Here is a 15,162-nt window from a genome sequence, read left to right on the forward strand (position 1 = left end):
ATACAAGCCATGAATGAAAAAATGTGCGTAGTCGGCGCCGGCCGCATGGGCGTGGGCATCACGCTGTCATACATCCATGCCGGACTGGACGTCACGCTGATAGACATCAAATCGCGCACGCCCGCCGAGCAGGCCGGGTACTTCGCCCGCGTGCGGGACGATCTGCGCCGCGAGCTCGGCATCCTGTGCAGCCTGGGCTTGCTCGACGCCGCGCAGGCGGAGATTGCGCTGGCGCGCGTGCGCCTATGCACGCGCGAGGATGCGGAGGCAGACCTGCGGCAGGCGCGCGTGGTGTTCGAAGCCGTGCCTGAACGCCTGGACGCCAAGCGCGATGCCTTTGTATGGCTGGGAGCGGCCTGCGCGCCGGACAGCATCATCGCGTCCACCACGTCCACCTTTCTGGTCACCGAGCTGGCGGAACTGGTGCAAAACCCGCAGCGCTTCCTGAACGCGCACTGGCTCAACCCCGCCTACCTGATACCGCTGGTGGAAGTGAGCCGCGGCCCGCAGACCAGCGAGGCCGCGATGCAAGGGCTGCTGGCAGCGCTGCGCCTGGCGGGCAAGAAGCCCGTGCAGTGCGCCCCCGCCGCGGGCTACATCGTGCCCCGCATCCAGGCCCTGGCCATGAACGAAGCGGCCCGCATGGTGGAGGAAGGCGTGGCCAGCGCCGAAGACATCGACACGGCCGTGCGCCTGGGCTTCGGCCTGCGTTTTTCGGTTCTGGGGCTGCTGGAGTTCATCGACTGGGGCGGCGGCGACATTCTCTACTACGCCTCGCGCTACCTCGCCGATGCCATCGACCCGCGCTTCGCCTCGCCTGCGGTCATCGCCCGCAATATGGAACAAGGGCGCAACGGGCTGCGCGACGGCCAGGGCTTCTATGACTACGCCGGCATGGACGTGAATGCCTACAAGATGGAGCGGCTGGCGCAATTGTGCAAGCGCCTGGAAGTGATGGACCTGCTGCCCCGCTACGGCGCGGCGAGGCAGCCGCCCGCGCGATAGCGGGCCTATTGCTCCAGCTCGCCCAGGATCCGGTACGCCAGGCGGACCCTGGCCTCGTTGGGATAATTCCGGTTGGCCAGTATCACGATGCCCAGCTTCTTCGACGGCACGAACGCCACATAGCCGCCGAAGCCATTGGTCGAACCCGTCTTGTTGATCCACACGGCCTCCTGCGGCGGCAGCGGCGGGCTCAACGCCGCCACAGGCTGGCTCTGGCTGTTGTAGTTGCCGGCATTGGCCGTCAACAGCGCGTCCAGCGTTGCCGGATAGCGCAATTGCTCCCAGGCCAGGTCCTGGGTCATGTCGCCCAGCTGGTAATAACCGACGTGCGTCTGCGCGATTGCGCCGCGCAGTCCGGCATCCGCAAGGTTCAAGCCCATGTTCGCGTCGACGAAACGGATCAGGTCGCGTGCGCTGGTCTTCACGCCGTAGGCTTCGTCGGCCAGCACGCCCGGATTCACGCGCACGGGCGCATTCTGCTTGTTGTAGCCCTGCGCGTAGTCCGCCATCCTGGCGGCGGGCACGTCGATGTAGGTGCTGGTCAGGCCCAGCTTGGGAAACAGGTCCCGCTCCATGGCCGCCTTGAACGGCCGGTTCAGGCTCTTGGCCGCCACCATGCCCAGCATGCCGATACTGGGGTTGGCGTAGGTGCGATACGTGCCAGCGGCATGCTCAGGCTTCCAGGCCTTGAGATAGGCCATCAGCTGCGCCTGGTTCTTGATCGCGTCGGGCACCTGCAAGGGGAAGCCGCCGGTCGTGTGCGTTCCCAGGTTGATCAGGCTCAGCTTGGCGAAGTCGCTGCCGGCGAGCTCCGGCAGGTACTTGGCCGGACTGTCGCTCAAGGCCAGGCGGCCGCGCACCTGTGCATAGGCTGCCAGGGTTGCCGTGTAGGTCTTGCTGATGGAGCCGATCTCGTACAGCGTATCGCTGCCGGCAGGCCTGCCGGTCTGCCTGGACGCCACTCCATAGTTGTAGAAATGCTGTGTCCCGTTGCGGGTCACGGCGATCGACATGCCCGCAATGCCGTGTTCGCGCATGACGGCCTGGACCGCCTCGTCGACCTTGCGGTCCGTCTCTGCCTGGCCGGCCTGCGCCAGCGCGCAGCCTGCGGCCATCAGCGCAAACAATCCCGTGCGCAGCATGCTGTTCAAGCGCATTCTCGTCATTCCCTGTCGTGTCGGATCCGTGGCGCCGCGACGGCGGCGCGCATGCATCGTAGCGCGATGCGACGCCTTATTGGTACTAACCCTTAGTCTCATCCCAGGGGATTTTGGCTATTCTCGCCTCGTCGATCCAAAACCCCGCAGAAGAGACCTGCCCCCGCGGCAGGCGCCGACGGAGCAACCGCCCCGGAAACTCTCAGGCAAACAGGACTGCGCGGTCTAGACAATCTGGAGAGAGGCGCCAAGCGCGCCCACCGAAGGGGAACCCGCCGCCGTCTGCGCCGCGGGTGAAGCTCTCAGGTACAGAGACAGATGGGGTGCTGCGGCCGGGTGGCCGCGGCCACTCAATCTGGAGCCATCATGCCCCGCATCGCCATCATTGGCGCCGGTATCACCGGCGTCACGTCCGCCTATGCCTTGAGCAAACTGGGATATCACGTCACTGTCTATGACCGCCAGCGCTATCCGGCCATGGAGACCTCCTACGCCAACGGCGGCCAGTTGTCGGCCAGCAACGCCGAGGTCTGGAACAGCACCGCCACCATCATGAAAGGCCTGCGCTGGCTCGGCCGCCACAACGCCCCGCTGCTGCTCAATCCCCGCTTCAGCTGGCACAAGTACTCCTGGCTGGCGCAGTTCATCGGACAGATCCGCAACTACCGCCGCAACACGATCGAGACCACCCGGCTGGCCATCGCCGCGCGCCAGCATCTGTACGCCATGGCGGAAGAAGAAGGCATAGATTTCGACCTGGAGCGCCGCGGCATCCTGCACATCTACCACGACGCCGCCAGCTTCGAGACCGCGCGCCGCGCCAATGCCCTGCTGCAGGAAGGCGGGCTGGAGCGCTACGCGGTCTCGCCCGAGGAAGCGCGCAGCATCGAGCCCACGCTGCAAACCGCCTGCCATGGCGGCTTCTACACGCCTTCGGACGCCACCGGCGACATCCACAAGTTCACCAGCGGCCTGGCTCGCGCCTGCGAACGCCGCGGCGTGCGCTTCGCGCAGGACGCGGACATCCGCAACATCAGCCTGGACGGCGCGCCCTACGTGCTCGACGTCGTACGCGAAGGCGGCACGCGCCGCGAACAGCACGAGGCCGACGCCATCGTCGTCTGCGCCGGCGCCGTCAGCCGGCAGTTCGCCAGGCAGCTGGGCGACACGCTCAATATCTACCCGGTCAAGGGCTACTCCATCAGCGTGCATCTGGACGACGCCGCCAGCCAGGCGGCCGCGCCGCGCGTCAGCCTGCTGGACGAAGCCGCCAAGATCGTCACCAGCCGCCTCGGCGACCGCTTCCGCGTGGCCGGCACGGCGGAGTTCAATGGCTTCAACATGGACATCCGCGCGGAGCGCGTGCAGCCCCTGGTGGACTGGACCCGCAAGCACTTCCCCGGCATCCGAACTTCGCGCGTGGTGCCGTGGTGCGGGCTGCGGCCCATGACTCCGAGCATGATGCCCCGCGTCGGCCCGGGCAGGCGGCCCGGCGTGTTTTACAACACGGGGCATGGGCACCTGGGCTGGACCTTGTCGGCGGCGACGGCGCAGATGCTGGCAGCTAGCGTGAGGGAGGGGGTGGGAGAGGCTTGAGCGGGTGAACGCGGCGCCTGGAAAGGCGCCGCCAGACTCACAACACCAGCGCAGCTTCCCTGCCCGCCTCGGCACGCAGCGGCTCCGCATCCAACCCCTGCCGGGAAATGTCCTTACACACCTCCCCATCCTTCATCACCAGCAAGATCCGCTCCGGATCCACCAGCAACGACAGATCCTTCAGCGGATCCCCATCGACCATGACCACGTCCGCCAGATAGCCAGGGCGCAGCATGCCCAATTCGTGCGGACGTTGCATGATCTCGCCGCCCAGCCGGGTGGCGGACACGAGCGCTTCGGTCGGGGTCATGCCGATGTAGTCCACGAAGTACTGGAGGTCGCGGGCGTTGGTGCCGTGGGGCATCCAGGCAAAACCGTAGTCGCCGCCGGGCAGGATGCGGATGCCGCGCTTGTGCATCTTGCGCAGCGACTCCGAGGCGATTTCCAGCTCGCGCTTGTAGCCCATCTGTTCGGCGATGGCGGGCGTGATGCCGTATTCGGAAGCGTTGAAGGCGGTGCGGATCAGCCAGCCTATGCCGGGCGCAACGAAATGGCGGTCCTTGTTGGCTTCCAGCATGTCGAGGGCCTCTTCGTCGGCAAAGCTGGCGTGGTAGATCATCTCGATGCCATGGCGCACGCATTGCTTGACTGACTCGCTGGAGCGCGCATGCGCCGCAACCCGCTTGCCATAGCGCTTGGCCTCGTTCGCCAGCATGGCGATCTCGTCTTCGGCGAAGGGCGACATCTCGGCCGGCAGGCCGGCGATGTACTCGCCCGACAGGTTGATCTTCAGGTGGTCGACGCCGTACTTGATGAAGGTGCGCGCCGAGCGCCGGATCTCTTCGGGGCCACAGCACACGCTGCCGAAGCTCAGTTCGTCGAACGGCATGTGCGGCAGCGAGTTGTCGCCCAGCGCGCCTATGGTGGTGATCTCCTGGCTGCCCGCCAGGTAGCGCGGCCCCGGGCATTCGCCGGCATTGATGGCATTGCGCAGCACCACGTCCAGGCGCGGCTTGGCCGCGGCCGCGCCGATGGCCGAGGTCCAGCCCATTTCCAGATAGCGTTTGGCCACGCGCACGCACCAGAGTATGTGCTCTTCCGGCGGCATGAACTGGATCGCGGCCAGCGTGGGCTGGTCGTTCCAGGAAAAATGCGTATGCGCTTCCGTCATGCCCGGCATCAGGAAGCGGCCGCGCCCATCGATGATGCGCGCGCTCTCCCGGCTCACCTGCTCGGGCGTGCGCGCGACCTGCGAAATGCGCGCGCCGTCGATCAGCACCTCGCCTTGAAAAGGCTGCTTGCCGCTGCCATCGAAGATGACGACGTTGGTAATGGCAATTCTGGACATGACAGGTCTCCTCCGGCCCGCGTTTGGGGCCGATTTCTTATGTTGAAACGCCAGGAAAACGTGGCTTAGCGCAGCGCCGCGTGGAACTCCCGCAGGGCCTCGGTGCAGGCCTGGGGCTTTTCGTAGGTGGTCCAGTGGCCGCATCCGTCCAGCACGATGCGGCGGCTGCCTGGCATGCGCGCGGCCAGGGCCTCGACATTGCCGGGCGGCGCCACGCCGTCCTGATCGCCGGTGACCAGCAGGGCCGGCGCGCCGATAGTCTCGACGGCGGCCGGCTGCGCATCCGCCAGCGCCTCGCAGCTCTGCGCATAGCCTTGCGGCGGTTGGCGCATCACGCTCTCGCGCACGAGCGCCAGCACGGCGGGTTGATCCTGCTTGGTCTGGGCGCTGGTCGCGCCTTTGACGATGGCGTCGGCGATCTCCTGCATGGCCGCGTCGCCGCCGCGCGCCAGCTCCGCACGCGCGCGGATGCCGGGCCGGCCCGCGTCGGGCGGAGCGGCCAGCGGGCCGAACAGGGCCAGCGACTTGACCCTGCCCGGATGCACCACGGCAAGATGCTGGGCCACGACGGTTCCGAGCGAATGGGCGGCGACATGCGCCACATCGATATCCAATGCGTCCAGCAGTCCGACCAACGCGTCCACGTAGATAGCGATGGACAGGCGCTTTTCGCCCAGCGGCGAACGAGCGCTGCCCGGTAGATCAGGACGGATCACGCGGAAACCGTCGAAGGCGCCCATGACGGGCGTCCAGGTATTCGATGAACCGCCCAGGCCGTGTATGCACAACAGTGCCGGCCCTTCGCCGTCGATTTCCACGGCCATGCCGTTGACGTGTTGCGTGCTCATGCTGCCGCCTCCCTTTATCTGAACAGTCGCTGTTTGCATCGGCACCGCGCCGGCAATTTTTCAGGACTGTATCGGCGCAGGCGGTGGCGCGCTTATCGCTGCGTGCGCGGACTTATCGCAGAGTCAGATTTTGTGCCTAGTGAATACACCTAGCGCGGACAAACGCGTAAACGCCCATAAAATTCCCTGAGCGCCGCACCCGCCCGCACGCAGGCCCTGGCTTGCGCGACGAGGCGATAAGAAAAACGGGAGACAGACATGCAGGAGACCTACGCCTTGCACGAAGGCGCGTTCGGCCGCGCCGTTGTGCTGGAACTGCGCGACGACCTGATCGCGCACGCGCATGCGGAAGTGCAGCTGGCCCTGTGGCTGGGCGGCGCGCGCGTGCTGGGGCATGTCGGCCAGACTCCGGTCCCCTACAGCGAACACCTGGCGCTAGGCACCAATACGTACGAATCGCACGACGCCAGGCTGCTCGAACGGTCGGGCCCGGCCATCTTCCTGGTGCTCTACATCGCCAAGCCCTGGCTGGACGAACGGCGGGCCGCCACGGGGCGGCCATTCCACTTCGCCGCGCCGGGCGTGCCCATCGACGCGGCGGTGCGCCAGGGCTGTTGGCGCTTGCTGGACAAGATCGTGGCGCCGCAGGACCACCCCGGCGCGGACCTGGATGCCGAAGTCGAGGCCTTGCTGCAAGCGGCAATCGAATCGTCGATCGAACCGGAGCGCCCACGCAACCAGATGCCCGCGACGCCGGCGCTGGACCGCCGGCTGCGCGCGGCGATCGCCTACATGCGCGAGCACGCCCATGAACCCATCACGGCCGAAGAAGTCGCCAGCCGCGTGGGCCTGTCGCGCGGCCATTTCTTCGCGCTGTTCCGCGATCAGCTCAACACCACGCCGCAAGTTTTCTGGAGCGCCGTGCGCGTCGAAGAAGCCGTGCGCCTGCTGGTACACCAGGAGCAGCCCCTGACCTCCGTAGCGCTGGACCTGGGCTTCTCCACGCCCGGCAATTTCTCCCGCTTCTTCCGCGAGCACATGGGCGTGTCGCCGTCGCGTTTCAGGCGCGCGGCGACGGGCGCGGCGCAGCATCTGCTGACCGGGGTTTCCTGAGCCGCTGGCCGGCCGGACACTGCCCTGCCCGCGCCTAGGCGGTTGCGGCAGGCGCGCGCAGCCGCAAATCCACGGCGTCCTGGCCCGGACGATCGCGGTTGAAATGCGCCCCGCGGCTTTCACCCCGCGCACTCGCCGCCCGCACGATGAGATCAGCCGCCAGAGCCAGGTTGCGCAGCTCCAGCAGTTCCAGGCTCAAGCCCTCGCGCAACAGCCGCGCTTCCGTCTGTGCTCGCAGCGGACCAATGAAGGCCGCCGCACGCGCCAGCGATGCATCGCTGCGCAGCACGCCCACGTCCCGGCTCATCAGTTGTCGCAGGTCGCGCCGCAGCCGCGCCAGATCGGGCGACGCCGGCACGGCGATTGCGTCGGGTGCCGGAGTTCTGCGGGAAACATCGGCCCGCTTCTGCCCGAGTATGTCTTGCGCCGCAGCCCGCCCCGTCACCACACATTCCAGCAACGAATTGCTGGCCAGGCGGTTGGCGCCATGCAGCCCGGTGCAGGCGGCCTCGCCCACCGCGTACAGGCCGGGCAGGTTGCTGCGCCCGGCCATGTCGGCGGCGATGCCGCCGCAGGTGTAATGCGCGGCGGGCGCAACCGGGATGGAAGCCGTCGTGATGTCGATGCCCAGCGCCAGGCAGCGCGCCCGGATGGTGGGAAAGTGTTCCCGCAGGAATTGCGGCGATTGGTGGCTGATGTCCAGCTGCACGCATTCCAACCCATGGCGTTCCATCTCGCCCTGGATCGCGCGGGCCACGATGTCGCGCGGCGCCAGCTCGGCGCGCGCATCGTGCGCCGGCATGAAGCGCGCGCCGTTGGGCAGGCGTAGCACACCGCCCTCGCCGCGCACGGCCTCGGAGATGAGGAATCCGCCCGCCTGCGCGTGGTGCAGGCCGGTAGGATGGAATTGCGTGAACTCCATGTTGGCGATCTGGCAGCCCGCGCGCCAGGCCATGGCGATGCCGTCGCCGGTCGCGGCCGGCGGCGCGGTCGTCGTCTGGTATGCCTGCCCCGCGCCCCCCGTGGCCAGCACGACATGGCCGGCCGTTGCGTCGAAGATCCGCCCGCTGCGCAGGTCCAGCAGGCGCACGCCGCGGCAGCGCGCCGCGGCCGTACCCGCGGCGCCGTCCAGAATCAGGTCCACGGCGCAATGCGCCTGCAGCAGCGTGATGCCGGATTGCCGCCGCACTCGGTCCTCCAGCGCCGCGACGATGGCGCTGCCGGTCGCGTCCGCCGCGTGCGCGATGCGGCGCAGGCCGTGCCCGCCTTCGCGCGTCAGATGCAAGCCGCCTTGCTCCAGGGTAAACGCGACGCCCTGCTCCTGCAGCCAGACGATCGCGCCGCAGGCCCGGGAGATGATGTGCCGCGTGGCCGGCAAGTCGCACAGGCCTGCGCCCGCGACCAGGGTGTCGCTGACATGCGCCTCGATGCTGTCGTCCGCGCCCAGCGGCGCGGCGATGCCGCCCTGGGCGCGGTTGCTGGCGCTGTCGCGCAACTCGCCCTTCGACACGAGGGCGACCCGCCTGCGCGGGGCCAGTTCCAGCGCCGCGGCCATGCCGGCCAGGCCGCTGCCGATGATGATGACGTCGAATTCCATGAGCGGACCTCCGGTAGTCCTTAGGCCGGCCCGACGCTGGCGTATAGCGCCGTGTCGCGTGCGAAGTCGCCGCTGGCCTGCACGCGGCGCTTGCGTTGTTCCGCGAAGTCCAGCATGCGGTCGATCGGCGCCTTGGCGCGCAGGCCCAGCGCGGGGTCCAGCGTGATCTCGTTGCGGCCGTGCTCCAGTGTCTCGGCAAGGTTGCCCAAGGCGTTCATCGCCATCCAGGGGCAATGCGCGCAGCTCTTGCAGCTGGCGCTGTTGCCCGCGGTGGGCGCGGCCAGGAAGGTCTTGCCGGGCGCCTGCGCGCGCATCTTGTGCAGGATGCCCTGGTCGGTCGCGACGATCAGCAGCCCGGCGTCGAACTTGCGCGCGGCCTCGATCAGCTGGGTGGTCGAGCCCACCACGTCCGCCTGCGCCAGCACCGCCGCGGGAGATTCCGGATGCGCCAGCACCTTGGCCTGGGGATGCTCGGCGCGCAGCAGCTCCAGTTCGGTGCCCTTGAACTCGTCATGCACCAGGCAGGACCCCTGCCACAGCAGCATGTCGGCGCCGGTCTGGCGTTGCACGTAGTCGCCCAGATGGCGGTCCGGCGCCCAAAGGATTTTCTCGCCGCGCGCATGCAGGTCGGCGATCACGTCGAGCGCGATCGACGAGGTGACGACCCAGTCCGCGCGCGCCTTCACCTCCGCGCTGGTATTGGCGTAGACCACCACCGTCCGGTCCGGATGGGCATCGCACCAGGCGGCGAAATCGGCGGCCGGACAGCCCAGGTCCAACGAGCAGGTGGCGTCCAGGTCCGGCATCAGGATGCGCTTGTCCGGGCTCAAGATCTTGGCGGTCTCGCCCATGAAGCGCACGCCGGCCACCATCAGCGTGCGGGCCTCGTGGTCGCGGCCGAAGCGAGCCATTTCCAGCGAGTCGCCGACGCAGCCGCCGGTCTGTTCGGCCAGCTCCTGCAACTCCGCATCGACGTAATAGTGGGCGACCAGCACGGCGCGTTCACGCGCCAGCAGTTCGCGTATGCGCGCCACGCAGGCGGCGCGTTCATTGGCTGGCAAGGGTTCGGGCACGCGGGCCCAGGCCTGGCCGACGGCGCTGGGGCAGCTAGTCGTGGCAGGCAGATCGAATTCGACGTACCGGCGGTTGGGGGTGTCCATGGACGCGTCTCCTCGCGAAATATTATGCTCATATTGAGCATTTAATGGTCAAAAAAAGAGCACGGTTTATGCTAGTGTTGAGCATAAACCGTGTCAACGTCTCTTTTGTTACGCCGCCGCGCGCCTGCGCCGCGGCCCGTTAGGCCTCAGATGAAGATCGAGCCGCGCAGGTACAACGCCGCCTGGCCGCTGATGATCACCCGGCCGTTATCCAGCACCTCGCATTGCAACTGGCCCTTGCGCGCCCCGCCCTGCTGCGCGCTCAGGCTGCGCTTGCCCAGGCGCTGGGCCCAGTACGGCGCCAGCGAGGTGTGCGCCGATCCGGTCACCGGATCCTCGTTCACGCCCACCCGCGGCCCGAACCAGCGCGTCACGAAATCGAATTGCGCCGACGGCGCCGTCACCGCCACGCCGCGCGTCTCGAAAGCCGCCAGCGCGGCGAAGTCCGGCTTCAAGGCATCGATCCGCGTTTCATCGTCGATCACCACCAGATAGTCGTCCGTCTTGTAGAACGCCTGCGCGCCCGGCAGGCCCAGCGCCTGCAGCAGACCCGGCGGGATCTCCTGCGCTTCGGGCCGCTTGGCCGGAAAATCCATCGCCAGCCGGTCGCTCGCGCGGCGCACCTGCAGTTCGCCGCTGCGCGTGGCAAAGCGCAGCACGTCTTCCGTTGCGCCCAGCTGTTCGAACAGCACCCAGGCCGACGCCAGCGTGGCATGGCCGCACAGGTCCACCTCCACCGCGGGCGTGAACCAGCGCAGCTCGTAGACATCGCCCTTGCGCACGAAGTAGGCGGTTTCGGACAGGTTGTTTTCTTCCGCGATGCGTTGCAGCGTTTCGTCCGGCAGCCATGCCTGCAGCGGCACGACCGCCGCCGGATTGCCGCCAAAGGGCGCGGCGGTGAAAGCGTCTACCTGATAGATGTCGAGTTGCGGCATAGCGGATCCTGGTTGATGGCTGAGGTTACGCGTCGGAACGCAAGCCGGCATTTTCCTATGAAAACGCCGGCTCCGGCCGTGGCGGCCCGCCCGCTACACCGTCCGCACGAACAGGCCGCGCAGCTTGCTCCAGAAATCCCCGCCCAGCACGAAGAAGCTGGCGATCAGCATGATGTCTCCGACCAGCTGGGCCTGCCACAGATTGGGCCGCAGGCCCGGCCACATTTCGTCGATGTAGGGTTCCAGCACCGAGGTCAGGATGGGCAGGAAGAACATGACCAGGCCGATGGCATGGCGCACGGGGCCGACCTTCTGCACGGGTGCCAGCTTCTTGGCATGGCCGAACACGATGGACTTCAGCCGCTGAAAGCCTTCCTTGCCCATGACGGCGATGCAGCTCAGCAGCAGCACCTTGTTGGCGATGAAGATGGTGCCGGTCAGCGCGGCGATGCGCGGGCCTGGCACGTCCAGGTAGCCCGCCACCGGGATGAGGAACCACAGGGCGAAGGCGATGATGAACAAACCTATCCCGCATTTGAAGCGCCAGCCCGCTGCGGGCGCGGGTTGGACCGGTTCGTCTGGCAATGGCATGGCTGCCTCCTGGTCAAGCGTTTGAGGGGACTGCGGTTGAAGGATTCGCCCCAGGCTTCGGGCTGCCCGACGCCCGCGATTCGAGCAGGCGCAGCATCAGGCAGGCGTAGAGCGTGACGCCGATGAACAAGCCCATGCGCACCGCGAACGCGGTATAGACGTCCTTGCCGGCGGCGCTGTCCTGCACCGACTGGCCCAGCAGGATGATGAGCGTCACCAGCGTGTTCAGCCAGAAGCTGGGGGGATGGCGGGTCGGACTCAGCCGGTAGAGCTTGCGCGCGGCGATGAGGCCGAACAGCAGCATCCAGAGAAAGAACATCCAGAGATTCACGAACAGGCTGAGGGCGCACCAGAAAGCCACTGCCAGCGCGCCGCCCAGCAGGGTCGAGCCCAGCAGTTCGCGGGCCGCGCCCTGCGCGGCGGTGACGCAGCTCTGCCGCCCCAGGCTGACCGATTTCAGGATGATGGGCATGTAGCCCAGCGGGTCGGTCAGCGCCAGCAGGAACGCCGGCATCACAACGAGCGAGGCGCGCAAGGCCAGGCGGCTGGCCTGGTCGGGCGGCAGCACGGGCGCCGCCGGCGGCGCGGGCGCGGCCGCCGGCTCGGGAAACAGCAGGTGGCAGCCGCCCAACACCAGGACCGCGACCAGCAACCCTTTGCCCAGCGCCTCGATCACCAGGGAAGCCAAGGCGAAGTCGACGGTGCCGGCGGCGGAGATCATGGTCAGCCCGATGATGAGGAAGGTCGACAACAGTCCATTGCCGCCGCGCAGCCCGTGGCGGAAAGCGAAAAAAAGGCAAAGCGCGATGAGCAGCACGCCGCTAAAGGGGTAGTAGCGCAGCAAGGGACTCAGCAGCAATCCGATCGCGGTGGTAAGAAGCGCCATCAGCATCAGGCCCAGCCCGCTCTTGAACGAGAGGGGCCGGTTCATCGACGCCAGCAACATGACGCCCAGCACCGGCGCGACCATGGCGATGGGCAGGTCCAGGCCATAGCTGATGGCCGTGCAGAAAGCCGCGCCCGCGCCCACACGCAGCGCGCGGCGTCCGCGAGGATCGGGATCAGTACGCATAGGAAAGCCAGCTCATCAGCCGCATGTACGCGCGGCCCAGCAGGTTGAGCGGATTGCCGGAGCTGGGAAACGCCATGACCTCGGCCTGGCCGCCCACGCGCACGCCGCTCAAGGCCGGCAGGTCGTCGCGATCGAATTCCACGATCACGGGGAAGCGCTGCGCGGGCCGCAGCCAGTCGCGGCTGTTCTGCACCGTGGGCAAGGCGCCGGGCGGCGTGCCCGGTCCCACATTGACGCCATACCCAACGCTGCGCACGCGGCCCTTGAAGATCTGCCCGGGCAGCGCGTCCAGGATGATGGACACCGGCGTGCCGGGCTCTACGTGGCCCAGGTTGTTCTCGGTCATTTCAGCGCTGATCCAGACGTCGTGGATCGCGATCAGCGTCATGACGGGGTTGCCGGCGGCCGCGAACTGCCCGGTGTCGGTGCGCAGGTCGGTGATCAGGCCCGCCGAACGCGCCCGCACCTGCGTGTTGGCCAGGTCCAGCTCGGCCTTTTCCAGGGCAGCGGCGGCGCTGCGCAGCTTGGCGTTGTCTTCCTCGCTGCCGCCTTCCTGTTCGCGCGCGCGCTGCACCTCGGCGCGCGCGGCCGCGACCTGGCTGATGGCCTGCGTCAAATTCGCCCGCGCGATTTCCAGCCGCCGCAGCGATACGGTGCCCTGGTCCTCGCGGTACAGCCGTTCGAGCCGCGTGCTGTCCTGGCGGGCCTTCAGCTCATTGGCCTGCGCCGCGCGCAAGGAAGCCTGTGCCGAATCGATGCCCGCCGTGCCGGCGCCGATCTGCCGGCGCGTGGACTCCAGGTCGGCGCGGGCGCGATCCACGGCGATGCGGTAGTGCTCCGGGTCGACGTCGAACAGCGCCGCGCCGGCCTCGACATCCTGGTTGTTGCGCACGTACACCCGGGTCACGCGCCCCGATACCTCGGAAGCCACCGGCACGACAAAGGCCTGCACCCGCGCCTGCTGCGTGTAAGGCGTATAGCGGTCGGCCAGCAGATACCAGGCCAGGCTCAGCACGATGAACAGAACCGTCCATCGGACGCCCTTTTTCGCGGGATCCGGCGCGGGGGCTGCGGCGGGCTGGGACGGCGAGTCACTCATCGGGTCGCACCTTTTGCGCGGACAGGGCAGTTGGGGAAGCAGGCGCCGGCTCGGATAGCAGATCGCCCCAATCGGTACGCTGCCGCATCTGTTCGCGGGTCGCCGGGTCGAGCACCGGTTCCGCGCTATACCAGCCGCCACCCATCGCCTTGTACAGCGCGATGAGATCGCTTACGGCGCCGCCCCGGTTCACGACGTAGGCGTCCTGCTGGACGGCCAGTGCCTGCTGCGCGTCCAGCACCCGCTGGAAATCGGTATAGCCTTCGCGGTAGAGCGCGTTGGCCAGCGTGAGCGAACGCCCCGCGGCCTGCGCCGACTGTTGCAGGATGCCGTCGCGCTCCAGCGCCTTGATCAGGCCGCTGGCCGCGTCGTCGGCTTCGCGCGCCGCCTGCCGGACGTCGTCCTGGTAGGCCACGATCAGTTGCTGCAGCCGGGCATCCTGCACCCGCACATTGTTCTGCAGGCGGCCGTGGTCGAATACGTTCCAGCTGAGGACCGGGCCGGCCAGCAGCGCCGCGCCGCCCGCCGTGCCCGCCAGCGAGGTGGCGGACCAGGCGATGCTGCCCAGCAGGGTCAGCGAAGGATAGAGGTCCGCTGCGGCCACCCCCACCTGTGCCGACTGCGCGGCGATGCGCAGTTCGGCTGCGCGGATGTCGGGACGGCGCAGCAGCAGGTTGGCGGGCACGTCCTGCAGCACGGCGCGGTCGATCAGCGGCACCTCCGCCGTCTTGTTGTCCAGTTCCGGCATGGGTCCGGGCGGCCGGCCGACCAGGACCGCCAGGGCGTTGCGGGTCCGCATGATCTGGCTTTCGAATTCGGGAATGGTGCCCAGCGTGCTCAGGTACTGCGTGCGGGCCTGCTGCAGGTCCAGTTCGTCGGTCTCGCCGCTGCGGAACAGCTTTTGCGTGATCTCGTAGCTGCGCTTCTGGATGGCGGCATTGTCGCGGGCGATCCGCAGCCGCGCCTCGGCGGTGCGCAGCGCGTAGTAGCTTTCGGCCACCTGGGCGTGCAGCAGCACCAGCACGTCGTCGCGATTGGCCTGGGCCTCGAAGTACAGGGCGTCGGCCGACTCGATGGCGCGGCTGAACCGGCCCCAGAAGTCCAGCTCCCAGCCTATGTCGAAGCCGGCGCTGTATTGCCAGAAGCTGCTGGGGCGCGGATTGCCTTCGGCCGAGCGCGAGGACCGGTGCTGATACAGGGCATTGGCCCCGATCACTTGGGATTGCGGGTAGCGTCCGCTTTGGGCGATGCCCAGCTGCGCGCGCGCTTCCATGATGCGCAGGCCGGCGATGCGCAGGCCCGCGTTGTTGGCATCGGCCTGGGCGATCAGGGCTTCCAGGACGGGGTCGCCGAAAATCTGCCACCACTGCCGGGCGTCCGGCTGCTGTTGCTGGAGGCTGGCCTGCTGCAGCGCGGGAGTGCTCCAGTCCGCGACCCAGCTGGTGCGCTGGGGCTCGAAGTCCGGCCCCACACGCATGCAGCCGCCCAGGCAGAGCATGCCGATCAGCAACAGCCGATTCAAACAGATCAGCGGCGACATCGGTTATCGGGTCCGTGTAGAGCCTGACCGCCATGGTCCACGACGCAGCTCCGACCTTGCCGGAGCGCTGTGCGCGAATTGATTCTATTGGCCTTTTCCGC

Annotated in this window: 13 protein-coding genes and 2 riboswitches; of the genes, 3 read left to right on the top strand and 10 right to left on the bottom strand. The window is 67.8% G+C overall.

The window, feature by feature from the left end; genetic code table 11:
* The first annotated feature begins 9 nt into the window (after positions 1-9).
* Positions 10-1,005: a 3-hydroxybutyryl-CoA dehydrogenase gene (locus tag DXK93_RS09735; RefSeq protein ID WP_119449952.1), complete on the top strand. Its 996-nt coding sequence runs from the start codon at positions 10-12 to the stop codon at positions 1,003-1,005.
* A gap of 5 nt (positions 1,006-1,010) precedes the next feature.
* Here DXK93_RS09735 and ampC read toward each other — a convergent pair whose 3' ends face one another.
* On the bottom strand, positions 1,011-2,171 hold the full coding sequence (gene ampC / locus DXK93_RS09740) for a class C beta-lactamase (protein WP_370126432.1): 1,161 nt from the start codon (positions 2,169-2,171) through the stop codon (positions 1,011-1,013).
* Between the two features lie 128 nt (positions 2,172-2,299).
* Positions 2,300-2,391, top strand: a riboswitch (glycine riboswitch).
* A 1-nt stretch (position 2,392) separates the two neighbouring features.
* Positions 2,393-2,484, top strand: a riboswitch (glycine riboswitch).
* Between the two features lie 44 nt (positions 2,485-2,528).
* Between ampC and DXK93_RS09745 the strand changes: the two genes are divergently transcribed.
* Entirely contained in the window at positions 2,529-3,758 is a 1,230-nt protein-coding gene (locus tag DXK93_RS09745; RefSeq protein WP_119449954.1) for a D-amino acid dehydrogenase, read from the top strand.
* A gap of 37 nt (positions 3,759-3,795) precedes the next feature.
* On the opposite strand, the gene DXK93_RS09750 is transcribed toward DXK93_RS09745, so the two are convergent.
* Together DXK93_RS09750 and DXK93_RS09755 are read right to left on the bottom strand one after the other, a co-directional pair.
* Positions 3,796-5,106, bottom strand: coding sequence for an amidohydrolase family protein (locus DXK93_RS09750; protein WP_119449955.1), 1,311 nt, complete (start codon positions 5,104-5,106; stop codon positions 3,796-3,798).
* A 65-nt stretch (positions 5,107-5,171) separates the two neighbouring features.
* On the bottom strand, positions 5,172-5,954 hold the full coding sequence (locus DXK93_RS09755) for an alpha/beta fold hydrolase (protein ID WP_119449956.1): 783 nt from the start codon (positions 5,952-5,954) through the stop codon (positions 5,172-5,174).
* 258 nt (positions 5,955-6,212) lie between these two features.
* On the opposite strand from DXK93_RS09755, the gene DXK93_RS09760 reads away from it, so the two are divergent.
* The gene (locus tag DXK93_RS09760; protein WP_054452761.1) at positions 6,213-7,067 is read left to right on the top strand and encodes a helix-turn-helix domain-containing protein; all 855 of its coding nucleotides are present in this window, start codon (positions 6,213-6,215) and stop codon (positions 7,065-7,067) included.
* A gap of 34 nt (positions 7,068-7,101) precedes the next feature.
* Here the strand turns inward: DXK93_RS09760 and nadB are convergent, their stop codons facing one another.
* The 7 genes from nadB to DXK93_RS09795 all read right to left on the bottom strand — a co-directional run bounded on the left by nadB (position 7,102) and on the right by DXK93_RS09795 (position 15,061).
* Positions 7,102-8,664 (bottom strand): L-aspartate oxidase, encoded by a 1,563-nt coding sequence (gene nadB / locus DXK93_RS09765; RefSeq protein ID WP_119449957.1) that lies wholly within the window; start codon positions 8,662-8,664, stop codon positions 7,102-7,104.
* 20 nt (positions 8,665-8,684) lie between these two features.
* The gene (gene nadA / locus DXK93_RS09770; protein ID WP_119449958.1) at positions 8,685-9,824 is read right to left on the bottom strand and encodes a quinolinate synthase NadA; all 1,140 of its coding nucleotides are present in this window, start codon (positions 9,822-9,824) and stop codon (positions 8,685-8,687) included.
* A 146-nt stretch (positions 9,825-9,970) separates the two neighbouring features.
* Entirely contained in the window at positions 9,971-10,759 is a 789-nt protein-coding gene (locus DXK93_RS09775) for a PhzF family phenazine biosynthesis protein (RefSeq protein ID WP_119449959.1), read from the bottom strand.
* Positions 10,760-10,852: 93 nt separating this feature from the next.
* Complete coding sequence (locus DXK93_RS09780) at positions 10,853-11,350, bottom strand: transporter suffix domain-containing protein (RefSeq protein WP_119449960.1); 498 nt, start codon at positions 11,348-11,350, stop codon at positions 10,853-10,855.
* Between the two features lie 13 nt (positions 11,351-11,363).
* Entirely contained in the window at positions 11,364-12,422 is a 1,059-nt protein-coding gene (locus DXK93_RS09785; protein ID WP_119449961.1) for a DUF2955 domain-containing protein, read from the bottom strand.
* Positions 12,412-13,521, bottom strand: a complete 1,110-nt coding sequence (locus tag DXK93_RS09790; protein ID WP_054452774.1) for an HlyD family secretion protein — start codon at positions 13,519-13,521, stop codon at positions 12,412-12,414. Before DXK93_RS09790 ends, DXK93_RS09785 begins: the two co-directional genes overlap by 11 nt.
* Positions 13,514-15,061 carry an efflux transporter outer membrane subunit gene (locus DXK93_RS09795; protein WP_054452776.1) on the bottom strand — a complete coding sequence of 516 codons (1,548 nt, stop codon included), beginning with the start codon at positions 15,059-15,061 and terminating at the stop codon, positions 13,514-13,516. Before DXK93_RS09795 ends, DXK93_RS09790 begins: the two co-directional genes overlap by 8 nt.
* Positions 15,062-15,162 lie beyond the last annotated feature (101 nt).

It is taken from the genome of Achromobacter sp. K91, assembly GCF_003576205.1.
In the GTDB taxonomy this organism is placed as follows: domain Bacteria; phylum Pseudomonadota; class Gammaproteobacteria; order Burkholderiales; family Burkholderiaceae_B; genus Achromobacter; species Achromobacter aegrifaciens.